Origin of the sequence: Microbispora bryophytorum, from assembly GCF_043197435.1 — a bacterium.
GTDB lineage: Bacteria > Actinomycetota > Actinomycetes > Streptosporangiales > Streptosporangiaceae > Microbispora > Microbispora bryophytorum.
The window spans coordinates 368691-390386 of record NZ_JBICTF010000004.1 but is presented as its reverse complement, the minus strand read 5'-3'; the positions used below and the strand labels follow the sequence as shown (position 1 = coordinate 390386).

Below are 21696 nucleotides of genomic sequence, written 5' to 3'. Positions count from 1 at the left end.
TACCCGGAGAAGGCGTCTCGATGCGCGCGGGGACCACGGCTCGGGGCGGGGCCGCGGTCTCAGGCGTGGGTCACGCGGAGGTCGGCGGCGTGGGCAGCAGGCCGAGGCGCTCGCGGACCTGCTCCATCGTCTCGCGGGCCACCTTGCGGGCCCGTGCGGCGCCCGCGACCAGCATCCGGTCGAGCTCGGCCTCGTCGGCCAGCAGCTTCTCCGTACGCTCCCGGATCGGGGAGAACGTCTCGATGACGGCCTCGGCGACCTCCTTCTTGAAGGTGCCGTACCCCTGCCCGGCGAACCGGGTCTCCAGCTCGGGGATCGGCGTGCCGGTCAGCGCGGACAGGATCCTCAGCAGGTTGGTGACGCCCGGCTTGTTCTCCTCGTCGGCGACGACGTCGCTACCGGTGTCGGTCACCGCTCGCATGATCTTCTTGCGCAGGACGTTCGGCTCTTCCAGCACGTCGAGGATGCCCTGCGGGCTCGACGACGACTTGGACATCTTCGCGGTCGGGTCCTGGAGGTCGGTGATCTTCTCGACCTCCTTGAGGATGTACGGGCTCGGCACCTTGAACGTCTGGCCGTAGCGGCTGTTGAAGCGCTGCGCGAGGTCGCGGCTGAGCTCCAGGTGCTGCTTCTGGTCCACCCCGACCGGCACCTGGTCGGCCTGGTAGATCAGGATGTCGGCCGCCTGGAGGATCGGGTAGGTGAACAGGCCGACGCTGGCCGAACTCTCGCCGTACCGCGCGGACTTGTCCTTGAACTGGGTCATCCGCCCGGCCTCGCCCATGCCGGTCTGGCAGATCAGATACCAGGCGAGCTCGCTGTGCTCACGCACCTGGCTCTGTGCGAAGACCGCGGCCCGCTCCGGGTCGAGCCCCGCGCCGAACAGCTGGGCGGCGGCGATCCTGGTGCGCCGGCGCAGCTCCTCGGGCTTGGGCGCCACGGTCAGCGCGTGCAGGTCGGCGATGAAGAAGAAGGCCTCATGGGTGTCCTGCAGTGCCACGTACTGACGGATCGCGCCGAGATAGTTGCCCAGGTGGAACGAGTCGGCGGTGGGCTGGATACCGGACAGGACGCGAGCAAGAGCCATACGGCAATTCTGTCAGCAGTCGCGGGCTGCCCGCGACAGACACGGCCAGGGGTGAGCACAGCCGCCCGCCGCTCAGCCGGCGGTCACGGGCGCCGTGTCTTCGGGGGGATTGCGGGTGACGCGGACACGGGAGACGCGGCGTCCGTCCATCTCGGTCACGGTCAGCTTCACGCCCGGCGCCTCGGCGACCTCGCCGCTCTGGGGCAGGTGGCCGAGGGATGCCATGACGTATCCGCCCAGGGTCTCGTACGGCCCGCTGGGCAGCCGCACGCCCGTCTGCGTGTGGAACTCGTCGAGGTTGACCAGCCCCTCGACCTCCATGTCTCCGGCGATCACGCGTACGGCGTCGCCGCTCTCGTCGTATTCGTCGCGGATGTCGCCCACGAGCTCCTCGACCAGGTCCTCCAGCGTCACGATGCCGTCGGTGCCGCCGTACTCGTCCACCACGATGGCGAGGTGGTGGCCCTCGTCGCGCATCTCCGCGAGCGTGGCCAGGACCCGCTTGCTCGCCGGCACGAGCTTGACCGGACGGATCGGCACGACCTCGCTGATCGGTTCCAGCCGTCCGGTGCGCACCGGGTCGAGCAGGTCCCGCACGTGGACGAACCCGATGACGTCGTCGTAGGTGTCGCGGTAGACGGGGAACCGGGAGTGCGGCATGGCCGCGGCGAGCACGGCTGCCTCGGCGAGCGGGGTGTCCACCGCCATGAACTCGACCTCCGTGCGGGGCAGCATGACCTCCCTGAGCTGCCGCTTGCCCGCCGCGAACACCTCGGCGATCACGTCGCGCTCGTCCTGCGTGAGGTCCGTGTGGCCCACGACCATGTCGCGCAGCTCCTCGGTGGTCATGGCCGCCCTGTCCGCGGACGGGTTGCCGCCGAGCAGGCGGACGACGCCGTTGGTCGACTTGGACAGCAGCCAGATCACCGGCCTCGACAGCGTCGCGATCCGGTCGAGCAGCGGGGCGGTCGCGAGCGAGAGGTTCTCCGCCCGCTGCCGGCCGAGCCGCTTGGGCGCCAGCTCGCCGAGCACCAGGGTCACGTACGAGATGGCCAGCGTGACGGCCACGAACGCGACGGACGCGGCCACGCTCGGCCGCAGGCCCCACTGCTCAAGGACCGGGGCGAACCGCGGGCCCAGCGCGTCGGCGCCGAGCGCGGCCGACAGCACGGTCGCCACGGTCACCCCGACCTGGATGGCCGACAGGAAACGGTTGGGGTCGCGGGCGAGCTTCTGCACCCGCGCGCCGCGGCGTCCCTCGTCGCGGCTCAGGCGGCGGATCTGGCTCTCCCGCAGCGAGACCATCGCCATCTCGGCCGCGGCGAAGAAACCGCCGATCAGGATGAATATCAGGACCAGGGCGATGGTCACCGCGACGTTGCTCAACGTCATCAGTCCGTTCGGGTGTCAGGCAGGCCAGGCCGGTCGTCGCAATCTCCCGCGGCTTGCTGAGATTGCGGTACTGGTGGCATTTAACCCGCTCCTCCTGGGAACCGCGTAAGCTAGGCCCTGGACGTACATAATCCAACAGATTTGAACAGGAGTAAACAGTGAAGCTGCTGGTTACTGGTGGAGCCGGGTACATCGGCAGCGTCGTGGCGGCGCAACTCCTGGAGGAGGGGCACGAGGTCACGGTGCTCGACGACCTGTCGACCGGGCACGCCGACGCGGTGCCGCCCGGGGCCTCGTTCGTGCAGGCGTCGATCACCGAGGCCGAGGGCGTGCTCGCCGACGGCTATGACGCCGTGCTGCACTTCGCGGCCAAGTCGCTGGTGGGCGAGTCGGTCGAGAAGCCGGGGCTGTACTGGTCGCACAATCTCGGCGGCTCGCTCGCACTGCTCGACGCCATGCGTCGGACCGGGGTGAACCGGATCGTGTTCTCCTCCACCGCCGCCACCTACGGCGAGCCGGAGCGCACTCCCATCCTGGAGACCGACCCGACCCGCCCGGGCAACCCCTACGGCGCGTCCAAACTCGCCGTGGACACCGCGCTCACCGCCTTCGCCGGGCTGTACGGCCTCGGCGCGGTCAGCCTGCGCTACTTCAACGTGGCCGGGGCGTACGGCGCGTTCCGCGAGCGGCACACGGTCGAGACCCATCTGATCCCCAACGTCCTGAAGGTGGCTCTGGGCGAGCGCGAGTCGGTCAGCGTCTTCGGCACCGACTACCCCACTCCGGACGGCACCTGCGTCCGCGACTACGTCCACGTCGCCGACCTCGCCCGCGCGCACCTGCTCGCCCTCGACGCCTGCACGCCCGGCGAGCACCGGATCTACAACCTCGGCAGCGGCGCGGGCTTCTCGGTCAAGGAGGTCGTGGACGTCTGCCGCGAGGTGACCGGGCACCCCATCCCGACCACCGTCGCGGCGCGCCGTCCCGGCGATCCGGCCGTGCTGGTGGCGTCGTCGGAGAAGATCCAGCGCGAGCTGGGCTGGAAGCCGGCTCACGCGACGCTGCGGGACATGGTCGCCGACGCCTGGACCGCCTCCGCGAAGCCCGCCTGAACCCAGCTCCCCCGCGGACTCCCCCGGCCGGACTCCCGATGCCCGGCCGGACTCCCGACGCATGTGTGACCCGGCGGCCCGGCCGACGGCGCGCCGCCGGGTCAGGCCCGGCGCAGAGCCACCCGTACGCTCGCCTTGTTGTTGGCCGGGCGGCGGTCGCCGTAGCGGCGCGAGTAGACGGTGGCCATCGTCGCCACGGCGTGCGAGGCCCGTGACGGCACCCGGAACACGAGTTCGAGCAGCCCGCGCGACCCCGACCTGATCGGCGGCAGCGAGCACCCCACGAACTGGCGGTTCCCCCGGCAGCGCCCGCCCCGGGCGGACTCCAGCCTGGCCTGGCGCGGCTGGAAGAACACGTAGGCGTCCCGCACGACGCGCGGCCCCCGGTTGCGCACCTCCGCCCGCACGGAGAACCAGTGGCCCGGGCGGATGAACTTGGTCGAGGAGCGGAACCGCATCGCCAGGTCGGCCCCCTCGTCGACCTTGTTCACCGCCTCGGCCGTGTTGTCGGTCTCGTCCTGGTCGAGCACCTCGGAGGACAGGTCGGCGCGCGCCCGCAGCGGACCGTGCGCGCCCGGCGCGATCACTCCCGTGATCGTCATGTCGCCTGAGCCGCCGGGCAGGACGTCGTCGGACGAGTGGCAGACGACCCGGTTGCGCGCCCGGCCGGGCTCGCACTCCGCCACGCCCACGTTGACGATCTGAAAGTCCTTCGGCAGCGCGACCCGCAGCGTCGGCAGCACGGCGTCCCCCGGGCCCTTGTTGTGCACGGTGACGTGGTAGGTCAACGGCTGCCCCGGTTGCGCCACCTTCGGCGAGGCGGTGATGCCGACCTTCAGGTCGGCCGTGCCCCATTGATTTTCCAACGGCTCCTTCACCGGCGCCGGCCGGGGAGGCCCCCCGGAGGCGGCGAGCGCCGGTTGCGGCGCTCCGGCGACGAACACACAGACCAAACCCGTGACGACCCTACGACCCACTGCCGCTCCCCCGAACGCTTGAGATCAATTCAATCGTGTCGGACGGGCCCCGCGCACCGTCCGACACGCCGCTCGCAGCGCCGCTGACGCACCGCTTCACGCCCGTCTCGCGCCCGTCTCACGCGGTCACGAGGTCCCGCTGCGGTGCGGGCCCGCCGAGCCGCGCACCGCCCCGCGGCAGCAGGGCGAGCGCGAGGAGGGCGACGACCGCGCCCACGACCCCCAGCCAGGGGATGACGGTCGCGGTGGCGGCGGCGTGAGCCGCGGGCATGCCGTGCACGGGCGCCTCCCGCGTCACCACCGACGTGTACGCCGTGCCGGCGACGGCCAGCGCGACCGAGCCGCCGATCTGCCGGAAGAACGTCAGGTTCGCGCTGGCCGTGCCGATGTACCGGGGCGGGACGGATGTCTGGATCGCCACGGTGAGGCCGGACAGCATGGGCCCCATGCCGAGCCCGATCAGCGCCATCCATGCGGCGAGCAGCGGGGTCGAGGTGCCGACCTCGAGGTTCGCGCACAGCGCCGTGCCTGCGACGAGGAAGACCGGCGCGATCACCAGCCACGGCTTGTAGCGGCGCGTACGCGAGATGAGGGCGCCGGTGACCGCGCTGCCCACGACCATCGCCAGCATCAGCGGGTAGATGTGCAGCCCCGAGGAGGTCGCGCTCAGGCCGTGCGCCTCCTGGAAGTAGCGGGGCAGGAAGACCACCCCGGCGTACATGCAGAACGCCGTGAAGAACGACGCGACGTTGACCAGCGAGTACGTGCCGTTCGAGAACAGGTGGAGCGGCACGATCGGCTCGGCGGCCCGCCGCTCGACGAGGACGAACACCACGAGCAGCGCGAGCGCCGCGCCGAGCGGCCCGGCCACCGGCCCGCTCGTCCAGGTGTGGCCGTCGATCCCCTTCTCGGTCAGGCCGACGAGCAGGGCGCTGATCGCGGCGCTGAACACGGCGATGCCGGGATAGTCGGGCCGCGCCCCTCCGTGCCCCGGCCGGTGCGGCAGCCGCCACACGATGATGGCCACGAGGACGGCGCCGATCGGGACGTTCACGTAGAAGGCCCAGCGCCAGCTCGCGTGGTCGGTGAACAGGCCGCCGAGGAACGGCCCGGCGATGTAGCTCAGCGCCATGACGCCGCCGAGGGCGCCCTGCACCTTCCCGCCGCGCTCCGGCGGGAACAGATCGATCACCAGCGCCAGCGACAGCGGCAGCAGCGCGCCCGCGCCGAGCCCCTGCACGCCGCGGAAGGCGATGAGCTGCCCCATGCTCTGCGCCGCCCCGGACAGGATCGAGCCCAGCAGGAACAGGACCACCCCGACCAGCAGGAGCGGCTTTCGCCCGTACGCGTCGGAGAGCCGGCCGTAGAGCGGGACCGTGACGGTCGAGGTGAGGAGATAGGCGGTCACCACCCAGGTGTAGAGGCCGGTGCCGCCCAGCTCGGTGGTGATCCTCGGCAGCGCGGTGCCGACGATCGTCTGGTCGAGCATCGCCAGGAACATGCCGCCGAGCACGGCGAACAGGAGGAGTCCGTTTCTGGATCGCATGTGTCGAAGGTGACATGTAAGTTCTGACATGTCAATCCGGAGGTATAGTTGGGGGCATGTCCCTGCGCATGGCTCTTCTCGGTGTGCTGTCGGCCTACGGCTCGGCGAGCGGCTACGACCTGACCAAAGGGTTCGAGCGGTCCGTGGCCCACGCCTGGCAGGCGGGGCACAGCCAGATCTATCCCGAGCTGGCGAAGATGACCGCCGACGGGCTGGTCACGGTGGAGGCGGAGGGAGCGCGGGGGCGCAAGATCTACTCGATCACGCCGGAGGGCCGCGCGGAGCTGCGCGCCTGGCTGATCGGGCACGACCCCACGGGTCCGGCCCGCAGCGAGATCGCGTTGCAGGCGTTCCTGCTCCCGCTGCTCGACCCCGGCGAGGCGCTGGCCGTGCTGGAACGGCTGAAGACATACGCGGAACGGAAGCTGGCCGAGCTGGAGGCCCTCTGGGCGGCCAAACACGCCTCCCCCGTCCCGGAGGGGACGTCCGGGGTCAGGTTCGGCGATCTCGCCCTGGACCTCGGCATCCGGCACACCCGCACCACGCTGCAGTGGGTGAACGACGCCATGGCCCAGCTCGAACGCCGGGCCTGACCCACCCGCCCGGCGGAGGCCTCACCCGCAGGCGAGCTCGGACGGCGCGTCCCGTTCGGGATCGAAGTCGACGTTGCCGAAGTGCTTGCGCAGCAGGTCACGCATCGTGCCGTCGCCGTACATGCGGATGATCGCGTCCTGCACGGCCCGGCAGGTGCGCACATCCTTCCTGGGCAGGCCCACGGCGTAGTGCTGGTCGGTCAGCCGCAGACCGAGCACCGACAGCTTCAGGCCCGCCACGCGGTCGGCGAAGCCGGCGATGATGAGGTCGTCCCCCGGTATGGCGTCGACCTTGCCGGAGGTCAGCAGATCCATGCACTCCGCGTAGTTGCCCGCCCGGACCTGCTCGACTTTCACCTTGGCGGCGACGAGCCGGGCGGTGGTGCTGCCGGCGGGCGCGCACATCCGGCGCCCGGCCAAGTCCTCCAACTTCTCGATCCGCGAGCCGCCGAGCACCAGCAGGTCGGCGTGGGCCGTGTAGTACGGCCCCGCGAAGGTCACCGCGTCGTCGCGGTTGTCGTCGTAGGAGTAGGTCGCGACGACCATGTCCACATCGTGGTCGGTCAGCGCGCGCACCCGGTCGTTGGCGCCGAGCCTGCGGAAGGTGATCCCGTTCGCGGGCACCTTGAGGCTCCTGGCGATGGACGTCGCGACGTCGACGTCGAACCCGCTGAACCCGTTCGCCTGCTCCAGGCCGACCCCGGGCACGTCCCCCCGCACGCCGATCGTCAGCCGTCCCGTCCGCTGCGCCTTCTCGTAGACGGAGGCGTACGCCGGGCTCGGCCGCGGCGTGACCGCGGCGTCCGCGGTGCCGTCACCGGGCGCGCTGCCGAACGCGAAGCCGGTCTTGGCAGCGATGATCGCGGCCATGGCGGCCACGACGGCGAGCACCGCCGCGAGCGCGCCGACGAGGCCGTTCCGGCGGCGCCGCGCCGGGCCGGTCCCTGCCGGCCCAGTACCGGCCGGCATGATCCCGCCAGGCCCGGTCCCGGCAGACCCGGTCCCGGCAGGCCCGTGCCCGGCAGGCCCGGGCCCGGTCGGCGCGGCCCCGACAGACCCGGCGCCGGTCGGCGCGGGCCCCGTCACGCCGAATATCCCCGTGCCGTCCCCCGTCCGCGCTCCGTCCCCCGTCCCCGTGCCGTGCCCCGTCCGCGCTCCGTCCCCCGTCCACGCGCCGTGCCCCGTCCGCGCTCCGTCCCCCGTCCACGCGCCGTCTACCGTCCGCGCTCCGTCCGCCGGCGAGGGGCCCGCGCCTGTCGCCAGGACGCGGCCCGGACTCGTACGCGCGAGGCGCGTGACGTCGGGGTCGGCCGCCTGCGCGGCCCCCTCGGACAGCACGACCGCCGACGCGTCGCCCGACACCGCGCGGCCCAGCAGGCGCAGCAGGATCTGGTCGGCCGTCGGCCGCTCGTCCGGCGACTTGCGCAGGCACGCTCGGACCACTCCGCCGAGCGGCTCGGGCAGCATCCCGGTGTCGATGTCGTGGTTGAGGATGCGGTTGAGCACGACCGCGATCGAGTTGCCGCCGAACACGACGTCGCCGGTCGCGGCGTACGCGATCGTGGAGGCCCAGGAGAACACGTCGGCCGGGGGCCCGACGTCGCCGCCGGAGATCTGCTCGGGCGCCATGTAGGCGGGCGTGCCGATCGCCCGGCTGGTGATCGTGGCGGTCGAGTCGAGGAGGCGGGCGATGCCGAAGTCCACCACCCGGGGGCCGTCCACGGCCAGCAGCACGTTGTCGGGCTTGAAGTCGCGGTGCACGATGCCCGCCTGGTGGATCGCGGTGAGCGCGGTGGCCGTGCCGACCGCGAGCCGCTCCAGGACCGAGCCGGTCAGCGGCCCGTTCTCCTCGACGGCCTCGCTCAGCGACCGCCCGTCGATGAACTCGCTCGCGATGTACGGCGTGTCGCCCTCCAGGTCGGCCGCCAGGACCCGCGCGGTGCAGAAGCTCGCCACGCGCTGGGCGGCGCGCAACTCCCGCGCGAAGCGGGACCTGGCGATCGCGTCGCCGGAGAACTTGACGTGCAGCAGCTTGACCGCGGCCTGCTCGCCGGCCTGGCCCTGGCCGAGGTAGACCACGCCCTGCCCGCCCTCGCCGAGACGGCCGGACAGCACGAAGGGACCGAGCCTGGTCGGATCCCCCGGTTGCAACGGCGCGATCTGCGGCATCCCGTTCCCCACGATTCGGCAAAAGTATCCGGCCACCCAGAACTTTACGGCCCCGGTGCGACGGTTCCGCGGCCCGATACCGCGCCGTGACGTCAGGAAACCGTGACAAAGGAGCGAGCGGCCCCTACCCCTGAGTCACGGGAAAGGGGCCGTCCGGAAACGTCCGGGCGGCCCCCTGCCGGTGAAGCGGTGTTCCGGTGAAGCGGTGTTACAGCGCCATCTTCTTCTTGAGGTTCTCGTCGAGCGCCGCGAGGAAGTCCTGCGTGGTCAGCCACTCGGCGTCGCCGCCGACCAGAAGCGCGAGGTCCTTGGTCATCTGACCGCCCTCGACGGTCTCGACGCAGACCTGCTCCAGCTTCTCGGCGAAGTCGATGACCTCGGGCTGGTTGTCGAGCTTGCCGCGGTGCTGCAGGCCGCGCGTCCAGGCGAAGATCGAGGCGATCGGGTTGGTGGAGGTCGGCTTGCCCTGCTGGTGCTGGCGGAAGTGGCGCGTCACCGTGCCGTGCGCCGCCTCGGCCTCGACGGTGCGGCCGTCAGGGGTCATGAGCACGCTGGTCATGAGGCCGAGCGAGCCGAAGCCCTGCGCCACCGTGTCCGACTGGACGTCGCCGTCGTAGTTCTTGCAGGCCCAGACGTATCCGCCCTCCCACTTCAGGGAGGCGGCCACCATGTCGTCGATCAGGCGGTGCTCGTAGATGATCCCGGCGGCCTCGAAGTCGGCCTTGAACTCGGTCTCGTAGACCTCGGCGAAGATGTCCTTGAACCGGCCGTCGTACGCCTTGAGGATCGTGTTCTTGGTCGACAGGTAGACCGGGTAGCCGCGGTTGAGGCCGTACCGCATGGAGGCGCGGGCGAAGTCGCGGATCGACTCGTCCAGGTTGTACATCGCCAGGGCCACGCCGGAGCCGGGGAAGTCGAAGACGTTGAGCTCGATCGGCTCGCTGCCGTCCTTCGGCGTGAACGTCAGCGTCAGCGTGCCCTCGCCGGGGATCTTCAGGTCGGTGGCGCGGTACTGGTCGCCGAAGGCGTGACGGCCGACGACGATCGGCTTGGTCCAGCCGGGCACGAGCCGCGGGATGTTCGACATGATGATCGGCTCGCGGAAGATGACACCGCCGAGGATGTTGCGGATCGTCCCGTTCGGGGACTTCCACATCTTCTTCAGGCCGAACTCCTCGACGCGGGCCTCGTCCGGCGTGATCGTCGCGCACTTCACGCCCACGCCGTACTGCTTGATGGCGTTGGCGGCGTCGATCGTGACCTGGTCGTCGGTGGCGTCGCGGTGCTCAATGCCGAGGTCGTAGTACTTCAGGTCGACGTCGAGGTAGGGAAGGATCAGCTGGTCCTTGATGAACTGCCAGATGATCCGGGTCATCTCGTCGCCGTCGAGCTCGACGACCGGGCCCGCTACCTTGATCTTGGGCATGCGTGGGGTTCCCCTTCTGATTAACTGGCCAGCACGTCCTTTTTGAGGCTCACTGGCCGTTGAGGCTATCGGACGGGTGTGGTAAGTCCGCGACGAGGTCGTGTTCCTACGAGTCGTGCAGCCGCAGCAGCATGAGCAGCGAGCCGATGACGAGCGCCGCGCCGAACGCCGCCAGCGTGAGCGCGTCCATCCGTCTGCTGCGCACCGCGAGCGCGCCCGCCCGCCGTTCGGAGACCGTCACCCGGACCAGGGATCCGGCGAGAAAGCCGAATCCCATGATCGCACCGCCCGCGGACACCGGCGCACCCAGGCCGATCACACCCAGCCCGGCGGCCGCAGCCGCCACCACCAGCAGGTACGGCCCCCAGGCCGTGCTCTCGCTCGTTCTCACATCTCTCCCATGCCTGCCACTGCGGTCCTCGGCGCGTTCCTCGCTCTCACCGCTCGTCGATGGGCACCCACTTCTGGTCACGCTCGCCGATGTACTCGCTGTCCGGCCGGATCAGCCGGTTGTCGGCGTGCTGCTCGATCACGTGGGCGGTCCATCCGGACATCCGGCTGACCGAGAACACGGGCGTGAACAGGTCCGTCGGGATGCCGAGGTAGTGGTAGACGGTCGCCGCGTAGAAGTCGACGTTCGGATACAGATGCTTGTCCGCGAAGACGACCTCCTCCATCTCCCGCGACATCCGGTAGTAGGTGTCGTCGCCCGAGGCCTCGGCCAGCTCCTGCGACATCCGACGCAGATGCGTCGCACGGGGGTCCTCGGTCTTGTAGACGCGGTGCCCGAATCCCATGATCTTCTCGCCCGCCGCCAGCTTGTCCCGTACGGCCTGCGCGACCCCGCGTGGGTCCAGCGCTTCCAGCGTACGCATGACCTGCTCGTTCGCCCCACCGTGGAGGGGGCCCTTGAGCGTGCCGACGGCGGCGACGATCGCCGAGTGCATGTCGGACAGCGTCGCGGCGCACACGCGGGCGGCGAAGGTGGACGCGTTCATCGTGTGGTCGGCGTGCAGCACCAGGCAGGTGTCGAAGATCTCGACCTCGCGCCGCTCGGGGCGGCGGCCGGTGATCTGCAGCAGGAAGTTCGCGGCGGTGCTCAGCTCGGGATCGGGCGCCGGGATGTCCGCTCCCGTCCTGGCCGCGTGATAGCGGGCGACCAGGACCGGCTGCTGCGCCGTGAGCCTGGCGGCCTTGCGGCGGTTGGCGTCGGCGGCGTTGGAGTCCTTGTCCGGGTCGTCGGCCCCGGCCAGTGAGACCAGGGTGCGCAGCGCCTCCATGGGCCCCTGCTTCCCGGCGAGCTCGGAGATGTCGCTCTCCACGAGCGCGCCCAGGGTGCGGCCTTCGGCCAGCTCCGCGCCGTAGTCGGCGAGTTGCCGGCGGGTCGGCAGCGTGCCGCGCTGGAGCAGGTGGGCCACCTCCTCGAAGGTGGCGTGGCCGGCCAGCTCGTGGATGTCGTATCCCCGGTAGGAGAGACGGCCGGCCGTGCCGTCGATGTCGCTGAGCGCTGTGGACGCGGCGACGACATCGGCGAGGCCTTTGGTGGGCTTGTCCGCCATAAGTGTTTCCTCCGCTTATCTCCGCCCGAAGTCTACCCGTGAGCAGGTAAAGCGCCCCTCAAAGGTCCAGACCAATTTCACGATTGATTCTGCTCACGGCAAAGGCGATTCCCCCTCGCCACGGGTGGGTAAGCCGCAGCTATAGGGAAAGTAACGGCGGGCTACCTGGGGAGGAACTGCCGTGGAGGGGCCGTTCATACGGATCGAGGACAGCGGCGAGGTGGTGCCGCTGCGCCCCGACGTCACCACGATCGGCCGCGGCCGAGGCGTGGACATCCGGCTGACGGATCCGAGCGTGTCACGGCTGCACGCCGAATTCGTCCGTCGCGGGCCCTACCTGTACGTCGTGGACCTGGGCCTGTCCCGCAACGGCACCCGGGTGAACGGCAGGCCGATCGCCAGGAGGGTGCTGGACGACGGCGACGTCGTCTCCTTCGGAGCCGCGCGGGCCCGGGTGGGCGGGATCCCGCGGGAGGACCTCGCCCCCGAGGTCGAGCTGCGCCGGGCCGCCGCGCCGGAGCTCACCCGCCGGGAGGTCGACGTCCTCACCTCGCTGTGCCGTCCCGCGCTGTCCGACGAGGCGTTCGTGGCGCCCGCGACGGCCCGGGAGATCGCCGACGACCTCGTCGTGACCGAGGCGGCCGTCAAGCAGCATCTGCTGCGGCTTTACCAGAAGTTCCGCATCCCGGAAGGCACCAACCGGCGCACCCGGCTCGCCAACGAGGTCGTCGCCCTCGGCCTGGTGCGGCCCACGCCGGTCGTGCCGCCACAGCGGGGAACCGGGCCGGCCGAGCCGGAACCGCAGCCTCGCACCAGCGCGGGCCGCCGGGCGTCCTGAACCAGCGGCACACCGGCCGCCGGGGGCGCAAGCCGTTCCACCCCCGGCGGCCGGTGGAGCGTTCCGAACGGTCCACGGTCGGCGTCCCCCCTTGACGCGAGGAGCACGGCGCGCAGCGCGATGAGCGGGCGCACAGCGCCCAGGGCATGCCGAGCCACAGCTTCGGCTGCCCAGGCCGTTCCGCACGGACGAGCTCGACATCAGACATCGCCGTGCCCTGGGTACAGGTACGGCAGGACGCCGAAGACTGCCGTCTGCGTGATGGTCAGCCTGGTCCTGTCTGTGCCTTGCAGGACAAGGGCCAGTGCGAGGTCGATGGAATCGGCGGCCGACAGTACGGTCACTCCGACCGTAGATCTGCCGAAGCGATTGCGCTGACGGACGAGCGGGCCGCGTTTGGCGTCACGCAGTTCCTCCTCTCCCGTGCCGATCCGAAGGAGTCACGGTCTCCCAGCCCTATGCGGATGCCGCGGCCCTTCTTGCCGAGAGAGCGCCGATTCCACGTGAGGGTCGCCTGGCGCCCGTCCACGCTCAGCCCTGTGCGTTCATCGATGAGGATGAGACCCTGCTTCAGATCGTCCGGATGAGAGACCGACGCCTCGGGCAGCCCTGGTCCGGCGAGCGTGGCCTGCCGGGTAACCGTCCTCACTGTGACGGTCACCTCTCCATATTGCCCGGCCGTACCGGTCAGGGAGAGGTATGTGCTCTGCCGCTCGGCGGAGCGGTAGGGCATCCGCCGTACGAGATCGAAATCGAACCCGTGCACGTCGTTCACCGTTTCGTCGAAGCGGCCAGTTGATCGAGGCTGGGGAGGATCTCGGTGATCAGCTCCCAAACGCGCGGCATCTCGATGGCCGATAAGCGCTGCGACTTCTCCGGCAACTGCTAACAGTGCCAACCTCGCAACGGCGCTACATGTTGCCTTGCCCGTTGTTGAATACCGACATAATGCCAGAAACGATCATTCCCGGCACGGTCAGCTGCGTGGTGTCGGCAGCCAGCAAAAGCATGGCCAGGGCCAGGTCGGTGCCATCGGCTGGCGGCAGGACGACCATGACGGTCCTCGATTCGCGAGAGGGGCCGCGCCGCCGCGTGACCACACCTCGTTCGCTGTCCCGCAGTTCCTCCTCTCCAGAGTCCAGGCGAAGGTAGGTGTATCGGCGATCACCCAGGCTGATGCCAAGCCCACGTCCTTCCTTACGCAAGGCGCGCCGATTCTGAGTGACAGTGGCAGTCACTCCCCCGACAGCCAGTCTCGTCCGGACATCGACGGCGATGAGCCCTTCCGCGGGATTGTCAGGATGAGAGATGGAGCCGTCCGGCAGCCCCTCCGCGAGGAGCGTGGCTTCTTCGGGATAGGTGGTGATTTTCAAAGACACCTCCCCATACGGCCCCGCCGTGCCGGTCAGAAGCAGGAAGGTGATCTTCCGTTCAGATCGAGAAGGCTTCTGCGGCACAAGCTCGAAGGTGAAACCCGACACGGCACATCACCGTCCCGCAGGGGCAGGAAGTTGATCGAGGCTGGGGAGGAGCTCGGTGATCAGCTCCCAAACGCGCAGAGTCTCGCTGAACACCAGCCGGAGCTCGCTGCCGGGCGTCACCGCCCCCGGCATGATCGGCTCGGCGGGACGTTCCCGCAGCCAGTAGCCCAGGGGGCCGCAGTCGAGCACGGTGATCCCTCGGATGTCGGTGCCCCTGCCCTCGCGGTTGTTCCACGCCGCGGTCATTCGCCAGTTGCCGTTGAGCTGAAGCAGCAAGTGGGTGAAGACCATCAGTTCGGGGTCGGCGAGGCCACCCTCGGCGGCGAGCGCCGCACGCAACCGCTCGGTGGTCTCCTCCACGTCGTCGGTGTTCGCTGCGGCAAGCGCCACGAATCCCGCGTCCATGACACCGACCGTCGTGGTGATGGTCGTCGCCGCCGGAGGCTTGGCGCCCCTGTCACGCAGCCCCACCGCCCGCGCGAGTGACCACACGAGAGTGCTGAGGTCGGTGCGGACATACTCCGACTCCGGTTCGCCCGGCCACCCTTCGTACGCATAACAGGCGTCGTTGCCGACGACCGCGCCGTGGTTCGTCACGCCCTGGCCTCCGGTCATCTCGATTCCGACGAACACAACCGGCTCGGCGAGGGCGTCCGCCAGATCGGCGAGTTCGGGAACGACGGCGTCGTCGTCACTTATCAATCCGGCGGCCCGCAACTCATTCCGGGCAGTCATCAGGTCAGCCGTAACCGCCCTCCCCTCATAGAGACAACCCAGGACCCCCAAATGGGCCGGGCCGAGCCGGAACCGGCCACGCGCCGTGTCGAAGGACGGCATCACTCAATCTCCCTGCGCTAGTCGAACGGATTGAGGCTGCTGAAGACCTTTCTGGCCCCCTCGCCGATCGCCTTGCCCGCCTTCTTCGCACCGGCCTCGATGTCGTCCCAGTGTTCGACGACCTTCGCACCGACGTAAACAGCGCCCGTGACGACGGTAGCGCCAATGGCGAAGGGATTGGGGCAGACCATCGCGACGGTAAGTGAAGCGTTGAAACCCATCTCGGCAACATCCGCGATATAACCGGCGCCATTGCGTTTGAAGGCCTCTCTGGGATCACCCTGTGAGATGACGTTGGCCACGCTGTAGCCGGTGGAGGCGACCCCACCCACGATGCCCAGCGACCGGACGGCGCCGGCGGTCCGGGCCACCACTCCAAGCCGGGTGAGAGCAGTGGGCTCGACCTTCAAGATTGCGGCGGCGGCCTCCATCTTCTTCGGGTCCGCGGTGGCCGACCAGGCCTTGAGCAGGTTCGCCTCTCCGGAAACTTGCACCTTCACACCGGCACGTGTTTTGCCGGCCAGCAGCTTGGCAAGCTGGTTGTCGCCGAAGGCGAGATTGAGAAAGTTGTTCACCCGGGTCCCGGCGAGCGCTCTGCCCGTTGTAACCGCCTTGGCGGCGCCGTCCATCTCCAGCTGATGAGGAAGCAGGGACACATAGTCGCGGTAGAGCTTGCTCTTCATGAAGAGCTGCCGAGTGAGACCGGCGAGACCGGTGCCCGGAGCAGCGACAGATCTGGTGCGCGGTATCAGCTTTTTCGCCAGGGCGTTCGCTTTGCCCTGCACGGCTGTGTCGATCAGTGTCTTGAGCGCCGGTTTCAGGACTTGATTGTTAAGCAGCACGCGGCTGAGGGACACGGCTTGGGTGGTGACGATTGGGGCCGCCGTGGTGACTCCGCGGACATCGCCCACGATTTTGAGGATGTTGGCGACCGTCGCCTCGTGAGGTTCGAGGGCCGGGATGGCGTGCGCGACGGCGGCGGCCTGCAACCGCGTGAGGTAGTCGTCCAGCGACTCACCGGGCTTGCGCTGGAAATCCGAATTTCCGGTCTTGTTCGCCCAGTCCGCGACCGAGTTGACGGAGATGAGAGTCGCCGGGTCGATCTTGTTGCCATTCGCAACGATTTCCAGCGGTGGAAAGCCGGCCCACGCGAGCCCGGCGAACGGGTCGCCGGTCTGCAGTCGTCCAATCGCCGCCCGCCGCCTCAACTCCTTGGCCGTGTCACTCCCCCAGCCGGGCATTTCCCCCAGCGGTGTGACGAATTGGGACGCCTGCAGGGGCCAGGCACGCTTAAAAACCTCATCTGCCGACCTGTTCAGGTCGTCCATAAGGCCGGCCAGACGTTCAAGCTCTTCTGGCCTGAAGCTCCGCGTCACGCCTTCCCCCATGCGGCGGGAGCCTACCTGTAACTTATCCTCTGATAAAGCGCTCCGAGAGGAGAAAAGGTGTCGTCTCCGCCCGAGGTGCAGGAACTCGAGAACAGGGCCGCCAAACTTCGGGAATTAGCCGACGACGTGGAAAAACTGGTCGACAGCGTGAACGGTATGGCCGCCACTATGGAGTGGTCGGGCCCGTTGACCGACCGGGTACGCGGTGAGATCGGAACCTGGAGAACGCGCTGCGGCACGGTGGCGGCTCGGCTTCTCGACGAGGCCGATCGGCTGCAACGCGAGGCTCGCGACCTGGCGAACAGGCGCTGACGGCGCGACATGCCAGACAACGTGCAGAACAAAATCCGCGAAGGCCCCGTCGAACGGGACGTCGACCGATCGGCAAGGGAGCATGCGATGCGCAGGGTTCTGACCTCCGTGGCGGCGGTCGCCGTGGCGACGGTGATGGCTACAGTGATGGCTACGGTGACGGGCGCGAGTCAGGCGAAAGCGGCGCCGGTGACGCGCGTGACGGCCACGGCGGCGGACGCGAGCCAGGCGTCCGCTCCGGCCGGGCTGCCCAAGGGGTTCCTGCTGAACGAGGCCAAGGTGAACGGCCCGCACCGGCCATGGGAGCACCTGAAGCTCACCGACAGCCGGAAGAGGCCCCTTGAGGTGAACCCGTGCGGACGCAGGACCGCCCGCGACGGCCGCAGCGCGAGCCGTACGTTCACCTATGTGGCGGAGACCGTCTACCGCGGCGAGCAGGTCGTGCTCTACCCGTCGGAGCGGGCCGCGAAGGCGGCGATGCGGTCCACACGCGCCGACCTGGCCGAGTGCGCCGCGAGAGGCCGCGGCGCGAACCGTCACTCGTACAGGTGGAAGAGCACCGACGTGGGCGACGAGGCCCTCCGGGTCGGCGGCTTCTTCTTCGAGAACCGCTCCCGCACCGTCATCGTCCGCGAGGGGAGCGCGGTGGCGGTCTACGTCAGGACCGGCCTGGTGACCAAGAGCCTTCCGGTCTCCCAGTTCCGCCCGCTGATCACGGACGCCCGGACGATGGCCGCCAAGCTCTGCGACCTCCCCGGCGTCTGCCGCCGGTGACCGCGTCGGGGACGGCCTGCGGGCGGCGCCACCGCTGGAACGGGCCGTTCCCCCGGCCCAGGCCCGGCAGCGTGAGGAACGCCTCCGCCCGGAGCGCGGAGACGCCGATGCGCGGCAGGTCGCGCGCGGTCGGGTAGACCAGGAACCTCGGCACCCACAGCGGGCTGAACTTGGCGTTGAAGCGGTACAACGACTCGATCTGGAACCAGCGGGACAGGAAGACGAGGACGCCGCGCCAGGCACGCAGCACCGGCCCCGCCCCCAGCCGCTCCCCCCGCGCCAGCGCGGAGCGGAACATCGCGAAATTCAGCGACACCCTGGCCACGCCGAACTCCGGCGCGGCCTGCAGAGCCCGGACGATCAGCAGTTCGTTGAGCCCGGGGTCGGCGTCGCGGTCGCGCCGCATGAGGTCGAGGGAGATCCCGTCGGCTCCCCAGGGCACGAAATGCAGGACGGCCCGGATGTCCCCGCCCGGCGGCTCCTCGCCCTCGGGCGCGGCCCGGTGGGCGGTGACCACCAGGCAGCCGGCGTCGGCGGGGTCGCCGAACCGGCCGAGCGCCATCGAGAAGCCCCGCTCGGTCTCGGTGCCTCTCCAGAAGTCGGCCGCGTTGCGGATACGCTCGCGGTCCGCCTCGCTCAGGTCGCCCGTCCGCCGCACCCGGCAGGTGTAGCCGAGCCGCTCCACCCGCTTGACCATCTGGCGCACGTTGCGCATGGCCCGGCCTTCCAGTGTGAAACCGGCCACCTCCACGACGGCCTCGTCCCCGATCTCCAGCGCGTCGAGGCCGCCCTCTCTGGTCCACACCTCGCCGCCGGTCTCGCCGCACCCGATGACGGCGGGGACCCACGCGTGCCGCCTGGCCTCCTCCAGGAACCGCCTGATCGCGCCGGGCCACGCCTCCGGATCGCCGATCGGGTCGCCGCTGGCCAGCATCACCCCGGCGACGACCCGGTAGGCCACGGCGGCCTTGCCACTGGGCGAGAAGATCACGCTCTTGTCCCGGCGGAGCGCGAAGTATCCGAGCGAGTCCTGCCGGCCGTACCGTTCGAGCAGGGCCCGCAGACGCCGCTCGTCGTCCTCGGTGAGCGCCGCGACCGGCCGTTCCGGCCGGAGGGCCAGGTAGATCGTGGTGACGCCGGTGAGCGCGCCGAGCCCGGCGAGTGAGAAGTAGACCAGGTCGCCGGCGCGCTCGGACGTGAACGCGACCGGCCCCTCCAGGCCGACCAGACCGAGCACGACGTGCCACAACTGGTCGCCGAAGCCGGGGTGGTCGGCGATCGTCTGATGGTACGCGGCGATGAGGATCCACCCGATCACGACGTCGAACGCGCCGAGCACCAGCAGGTTCCACAGCGCCCGCCAGCGCGAGCGCGGGTCGGACAGTGCGTAGAACTCCCGTCTGTTGACCAGCAGCACCACGCACAGGAGCAGCGACACCGACGCGGCGACCGGGCGCCGGTGCAGCGCCTCGAGCACGACGCTCACCGTCAGCAGCACGACGACCGCGCGCCACGCCCGCGCCTTCCGCCGCCTGAGAGCGTGGGCAAGCATGATCAGCAAGATCCCGACCAGCAGCGACGCCGTCTCGGCGAGCGTGGTGACGCTGCCCGGCAGGACGCTCGCGATCTCGCTGATCCTGCTTCCGCGCAGGCGCGGGAACACGGCCTTGACGATGTCCAGGATGCCGATGATCAGCGCGGCGTACGCTGCCGCTGCGGGCACCCATGGACGCGCTATCCCGTTGCGGGAGATGTGTGTCCGACGGCTCACGGACGAGACATTAGGTGGCGATGTTCGCTCCGCGGACACGGATCGCGATCCTTAACCGCTCTCTTACGCCTGGCGGGTACCTTTGCATGAACCGGCACTACGGGGGACTTTAGGAGAGGCCGGATTTGGGGCTCACAACGGCGCACGTGCAGGTCCTGTTCGTCGCGCTCGCCGTCGGCGGGCTGGTCGCGACGGTCTGGCTGTGGCCCCGGCTGAGCGGGCCGTCCTGGCGCTCCATCGCCGTGCGGGCAGGCGTGCTGGTCGCGGACCAGGCCCTGCTGGTGCTCGCGATCGCCGTCGTGGTCAACGCGTACTTCGGGTTCTTCGGCTCGTGGGGCGACCTGCTGGGGACGAACGCGACCGACGCGCCGGCGATCATGGCGGACCCGGCGGGTACGGCGGCCGGCGGTGGCCTCGTCCGGGTGCTCGACAGCAGGCCGGTGCGGGTCACCAGGCCGAAGGCCGGCCTGCCCGCGGGGCGCCTGGAGCAGGTGACGATCGCCGGGGCGAGGACAGGACTGAGCTCGCCGGCGTACGTGTACCTGCCGCCGCAGTATTTCGACCCGAAGTACGCCGGGCGGCGCTTCCCCGTGATCCTCGGCCTGACCGGCTATCCGGGCGACGAGGAGAACCTGGTCAGCCGGCTCGACCTGCCCACACGCGCGGCGACCTCGATCCTCACCCACGAGATCCGCCCGACCGTCCTGGTGCTCATGCGCCCCACGATCGCGCCGCCCCGGGACACCGAGTGCGTGGACGTGCCGGGTGGGCCGCAGGTCGAGACGTACTTCACGGCGGACGTGCCGCGGGCGGTGACAGCGGCGTTCCGGGTCGGCACCGGAGCCGCCAACTGGGGCGTTCTCGGCGACTCGACCGGAGGTTACTGCGCACTCAAGCTGACCATGCGGCACCCCGACACGTTCTCGGCCGCGGTGTCCCTGTCCGGATATTTCCACGCTCTGGTGGATGTGACCACGGGCGACCTGTTCGGCGGGAACCGGCGACTCCAGGACGAGAACGACCTGATGTGGCGGCTGGCCAACCTGCCGGCCCCGCCGGTGTCCGTCCTGGTGGCGAGCAGCCGTCAGGGCGAGTCCGGCTACCGGGCGACGACGGAGTTCACGGCGGCGGTCAGGGCGCCCATGCGGGTGTCCTCGCTGATCCTGCCGAGCGGGGGCCACAACTTCGCCACCTGGAACAGGGAGCTCCCCCAGGCCCTGCCCTGGCTCGCCCAGCAACTGCACGCGCCCGCGCAGGCGCCGTCCCGGCACGGGGGCGTCCCCATGCGCGGGGAGAACGCCGGGAGATCCCGCCGGTCGGCGGATCAGGCCCGGTCGCCGGATCAGCCCCGCTCGGCGGCCTCGACGACGTTGGCCAGCAGCATGGCCCGGGTCATCGGCCCCACCCCGCCGGGGTTGGGGGCGACGAAGCCCGCGACCTCGCGTACGTCGGGGGCCACGTCACCGGTGAGCTTCCCGTCGACCCTGGAGACGCCCACGTCGAGCACGGCCGCGCCGGGCTTGACCATGTCGGCGGTCACGAGGTGGGGCACCCCGGCCGCGGCGACCACGATGTCCGCCCGGCGCACATGGGACGCCAGGTCCTGGGTGCCGGTGTGGCAGAGCGTGACGGTGGCGTTCTCCGCGCGGCGGGTGAGCAGCAGGCCCAGCGGCCGGCCCACGGTGATGCCCCGGCCGACCACGACGACCTCGGCGCCCTTGAGCGGCACGCCGTACTCCTGGAGGAGGACCACGATGCCGCGCGGGGTGCACGGCAGCGGGGCGTCGACCATGTGGACGAGCCTGCCCAGGTTGACCGGGTGGAGGCCGTCCGCGTCCTTGGCCGGGTCCATGCGCTCGATGAGCGCCTGAGTGTCCAGGTGACGCGGCAGCGGCAACTGGACGATGTAGCCCGTGCAGGCCGGGTCGGCGTTCAGCTCGTCGATCGCGGCCTCCACGTCCGCCTGGGTGGCGCTGTCCGGAAGGTCCTTGCGGATGGAGGTGATGCCGACCTCCGCACAGTCGCGGTGCTTGCCCGCGACGTAGATCTGGCTGCCCGGATCCTCACCGACGAGGATCGTGCCCAGGCCGGGGGTGACACCCCGGCCGGCCAGGGTCTTCACCCTCTCCGCCAGCTCACTCTTGATCTTGGCGGCGGTTGCCTTGCCGTCCAGAAGCCGCGCGGTCATGGCTCTCCCTGTCCTTCCGGGTGGTCATTCCGAGTGCTTTACCGTCCCCCCTCGCGCCGCTCGATGATCCGGCGGGTGAAGGGAATGAACTCCACGATGCGCCAACCGAAGTAGGCGGCCAGCGCGACGACGGGCAGCAGCGCGATGGGGCTGTTCCACACGCCGTTCATCGTCGCGAAAGAGCTCATGATCATGTCAAGGGGCATGGAGGGACTCCGTGGGGAGGATGGGGTGGGCGCTTCAGGC

Annotated in this window: 21 protein-coding genes and 1 pseudogene; 6 read left to right on the top strand and 16 right to left on the bottom strand. The window is 70.0% G+C overall.

Annotated elements, in window-relative coordinates:
• Positions 1-70 precede the first annotated feature (70 nt).
• Together trpS and ACGFIB_RS15370 are read right to left on the bottom strand one after the other, a co-directional pair.
• Positions 71-1087 carry a tryptophan--tRNA ligase gene (gene trpS, locus ACGFIB_RS15375; RefSeq protein WP_142569233.1) on the bottom strand — a complete coding sequence of 339 codons (1017 nt, stop codon included), beginning with the start codon at positions 1085-1087 and terminating at the stop codon, positions 71-73.
• Positions 1088-1159: 72 nt separating this feature from the next.
• Complete coding sequence (locus tag ACGFIB_RS15370; protein WP_357161392.1) at positions 1160-2479, bottom strand: hemolysin family protein; 1320 nt, start codon at positions 2477-2479, stop codon at positions 1160-1162.
• Positions 2480-2637: 158 nt separating this feature from the next.
• On the opposite strand from ACGFIB_RS15370, the gene galE reads away from it, so the two are divergent.
• Positions 2638-3591 carry a UDP-glucose 4-epimerase GalE gene (galE, locus tag ACGFIB_RS15365; RefSeq protein ID WP_393372079.1) on the top strand — a complete coding sequence of 318 codons (954 nt, stop codon included), beginning with the start codon at positions 2638-2640 and terminating at the stop codon, positions 3589-3591.
• 101 nt (positions 3592-3692) lie between these two features.
• Here galE and ACGFIB_RS15360 read toward each other — a convergent pair whose 3' ends face one another.
• Both ACGFIB_RS15360 and ACGFIB_RS15355 read right to left on the bottom strand, forming a co-directional pair.
• Positions 3693-4457: a CARDB domain-containing protein gene (locus tag ACGFIB_RS15360; RefSeq protein WP_167748157.1), complete on the bottom strand. Its 765-nt coding sequence runs from the start codon at positions 4455-4457 to the stop codon at positions 3693-3695.
• 229 nt (positions 4458-4686) lie between these two features.
• Positions 4687-6114, bottom strand: coding sequence for an MDR family MFS transporter (locus ACGFIB_RS15355; protein ID WP_393372076.1), 1428 nt, complete (start codon positions 6112-6114; stop codon positions 4687-4689).
• Positions 6115-6170: 56 nt separating this feature from the next.
• Here ACGFIB_RS15355 and ACGFIB_RS15350 point away from each other — a divergent pair, with 56 nt between their 5' ends.
• Positions 6171-6707 carry a PadR family transcriptional regulator gene (locus tag ACGFIB_RS15350; RefSeq protein ID WP_142569225.1) on the top strand — a complete coding sequence of 179 codons (537 nt, stop codon included), beginning with the start codon at positions 6171-6173 and terminating at the stop codon, positions 6705-6707.
• A 21-nt stretch (positions 6708-6728) separates the two neighbouring features.
• On the opposite strand, the gene ACGFIB_RS15345 is transcribed toward ACGFIB_RS15350, so the two are convergent.
• The 4 genes from ACGFIB_RS15345 to ACGFIB_RS15330 all read right to left on the bottom strand — a co-directional run bounded on the left by ACGFIB_RS15345 (position 6729) and on the right by ACGFIB_RS15330 (position 11861).
• Complete coding sequence (locus ACGFIB_RS15345) at positions 6729-8888, bottom strand: serine/threonine-protein kinase (RefSeq protein ID WP_393372072.1); 2160 nt, start codon at positions 8886-8888, stop codon at positions 6729-6731.
• 196 nt (positions 8889-9084) lie between these two features.
• Positions 9085-10302 carry an NADP-dependent isocitrate dehydrogenase gene (locus tag ACGFIB_RS15340; protein WP_142569222.1) on the bottom strand — a complete coding sequence of 406 codons (1218 nt, stop codon included), beginning with the start codon at positions 10300-10302 and terminating at the stop codon, positions 9085-9087.
• 106 nt (positions 10303-10408) lie between these two features.
• On the bottom strand, positions 10409-10693 hold the full coding sequence (locus tag ACGFIB_RS15335) for a DUF3017 domain-containing protein (RefSeq protein WP_142569220.1): 285 nt from the start codon (positions 10691-10693) through the stop codon (positions 10409-10411).
• 46 nt (positions 10694-10739) lie between these two features.
• Positions 10740-11861: a citrate/2-methylcitrate synthase gene (locus ACGFIB_RS15330; protein ID WP_191051590.1), complete on the bottom strand. Its 1122-nt coding sequence runs from the start codon at positions 11859-11861 to the stop codon at positions 10740-10742.
• Positions 11862-12042: 181 nt separating this feature from the next.
• On the opposite strand from ACGFIB_RS15330, the gene ACGFIB_RS15325 reads away from it, so the two are divergent.
• The gene (locus ACGFIB_RS15325; RefSeq protein WP_142569215.1) at positions 12043-12699 is read left to right on the top strand and encodes an FHA domain-containing protein; all 657 of its coding nucleotides are present in this window, start codon (positions 12043-12045) and stop codon (positions 12697-12699) included.
• Between the two features lie 200 nt (positions 12700-12899).
• Here ACGFIB_RS15325 and ACGFIB_RS15320 read toward each other — a convergent pair whose 3' ends face one another.
• The 5 genes from ACGFIB_RS15320 to ACGFIB_RS15300 all read right to left on the bottom strand — a co-directional run bounded on the left by ACGFIB_RS15320 (position 12900) and on the right by ACGFIB_RS15300 (position 16405).
• Positions 12900-13043 carry a hypothetical protein gene (locus tag ACGFIB_RS15320; RefSeq protein ID WP_393372069.1) on the bottom strand — a complete coding sequence of 48 codons (144 nt, stop codon included), beginning with the start codon at positions 13041-13043 and terminating at the stop codon, positions 12900-12902.
• Positions 13040-13474, bottom strand: coding sequence for a hypothetical protein (locus tag ACGFIB_RS15315; RefSeq protein ID WP_393372066.1), 435 nt, complete (start codon positions 13472-13474; stop codon positions 13040-13042). Before ACGFIB_RS15315 ends, ACGFIB_RS15320 begins: the two co-directional genes overlap by 4 nt.
• A gap of 136 nt (positions 13475-13610) precedes the next feature.
• Positions 13611-14180: a hypothetical protein gene (locus ACGFIB_RS15310; RefSeq protein WP_393372063.1), complete on the bottom strand. Its 570-nt coding sequence runs from the start codon at positions 14178-14180 to the stop codon at positions 13611-13613.
• A gap of 6 nt (positions 14181-14186) precedes the next feature.
• On the bottom strand, positions 14187-14915 hold the full coding sequence (locus ACGFIB_RS15305) for a hypothetical protein (protein ID WP_357259167.1): 729 nt from the start codon (positions 14913-14915) through the stop codon (positions 14187-14189).
• A 119-nt stretch (positions 14916-15034) separates the two neighbouring features.
• The gene (locus ACGFIB_RS15300) at positions 15035-16405 is read right to left on the bottom strand and encodes a hypothetical protein (RefSeq protein ID WP_393372059.1); all 1371 of its coding nucleotides are present in this window, start codon (positions 16403-16405) and stop codon (positions 15035-15037) included.
• A gap of 57 nt (positions 16406-16462) precedes the next feature.
• Here ACGFIB_RS15300 and ACGFIB_RS15295 point away from each other — a divergent pair, with 57 nt between their 5' ends.
• Together ACGFIB_RS15295 and ACGFIB_RS15290 are read left to right on the top strand one after the other, a co-directional pair.
• A complete protein-coding gene (locus ACGFIB_RS15295) occupies positions 16463-16717 on the top strand; it encodes a hypothetical protein (protein WP_357018162.1) in 255 nt (84 codons plus the stop codon).
• Positions 16718-16804: 87 nt separating this feature from the next.
• Complete coding sequence (locus tag ACGFIB_RS15290; protein ID WP_393372056.1) at positions 16805-17491, top strand: hypothetical protein; 687 nt, start codon at positions 16805-16807, stop codon at positions 17489-17491.
• Here ACGFIB_RS15290 and ACGFIB_RS15285 read toward each other — a convergent pair.
• The gene (locus ACGFIB_RS15285; protein ID WP_393372053.1) at positions 17430-19262 is read right to left on the bottom strand and encodes a phosphatidylglycerol lysyltransferase domain-containing protein; all 1833 of its coding nucleotides are present in this window, start codon (positions 19260-19262) and stop codon (positions 17430-17432) included. The two genes, ACGFIB_RS15290 and ACGFIB_RS15285, sit on opposite strands and share 62 nt — an antisense overlap.
• A gap of 377 nt (positions 19263-19639) precedes the next feature.
• On the opposite strand from ACGFIB_RS15285, the pseudogene ACGFIB_RS15280 reads away from it, so the two are divergent.
• Positions 19640-20245: pseudogene (locus ACGFIB_RS15280) on the top strand (alpha/beta hydrolase); the annotation flags it as partial.
• Between the two features lie 359 nt (positions 20246-20604).
• On the opposite strand, the gene ACGFIB_RS15275 reads toward ACGFIB_RS15280, so the two are convergent.
• The gene (locus tag ACGFIB_RS15275) at positions 20605-21450 is read right to left on the bottom strand and encodes a bifunctional methylenetetrahydrofolate dehydrogenase/methenyltetrahydrofolate cyclohydrolase (protein ID WP_357238935.1); all 846 of its coding nucleotides are present in this window, start codon (positions 21448-21450) and stop codon (positions 20605-20607) included.
• 38 nt (positions 21451-21488) lie between these two features.
• A complete protein-coding gene (locus ACGFIB_RS15270; protein ID WP_357238933.1) occupies positions 21489-21656 on the bottom strand; it encodes a hypothetical protein in 168 nt (55 codons plus the stop codon).
• Between the last annotated feature and the right edge of the window lie 40 nt (positions 21657-21696).

Bases quoted from the DNA above. Each gene is read 5' to 3' on its own strand.
- trpS (WP_142569233.1), bottom strand. From the start codon at position 1,087: ATGGCTCTTGCTCGCGTCCTGTCCGGTATCCAGCCCACCGCCGACTCG.
- ACGFIB_RS15370 (WP_357161392.1), bottom strand. From the start codon at position 2,479: ATGACGTTGAGCAACGTCGCGGTGACCATCGCCCTGGTCCTGATATTC.
- ACGFIB_RS15355 (WP_393372076.1), bottom strand. From the start codon at position 6,114: ATGCGATCCAGAAACGGACTCCTCCTGTTCGCCGTGCTCGGCGGCATG.
- ACGFIB_RS15350 (WP_142569225.1), top strand. From the start codon at position 6,171: ATGTCCCTGCGCATGGCTCTTCTCGGTGTGCTGTCGGCCTACGGCTCG.
- ACGFIB_RS15340 (WP_142569222.1), bottom strand. From the start codon at position 10,302: ATGCCCAAGATCAAGGTAGCGGGCCCGGTCGTCGAGCTCGACGGCGAC.
- ACGFIB_RS15330 (WP_191051590.1), bottom strand. From the start codon at position 11,861: ATGGCGGACAAGCCCACCAAAGGCCTCGCCGATGTCGTCGCCGCGTCC.
- ACGFIB_RS15305 (WP_357259167.1), bottom strand. From the start codon at position 14,915: ATGACTGCCCGGAATGAGTTGCGGGCCGCCGGATTGATAAGTGACGAC.
- ACGFIB_RS15300 (WP_393372059.1), bottom strand. From the start codon at position 16,405: ATGGGGGAAGGCGTGACGCGGAGCTTCAGGCCAGAAGAGCTTGAACGT.
- ACGFIB_RS15290 (WP_393372056.1), top strand. From the start codon at position 16,805: ATGCGCAGGGTTCTGACCTCCGTGGCGGCGGTCGCCGTGGCGACGGTG.
- ACGFIB_RS15275 (WP_357238935.1), bottom strand. From the start codon at position 21,450: ATGACCGCGCGGCTTCTGGACGGCAAGGCAACCGCCGCCAAGATCAAG.
- ACGFIB_RS15270 (WP_357238933.1), bottom strand. From the start codon at position 21,656: ATGCCCCTTGACATGATCATGAGCTCTTTCGCGACGATGAACGGCGTG.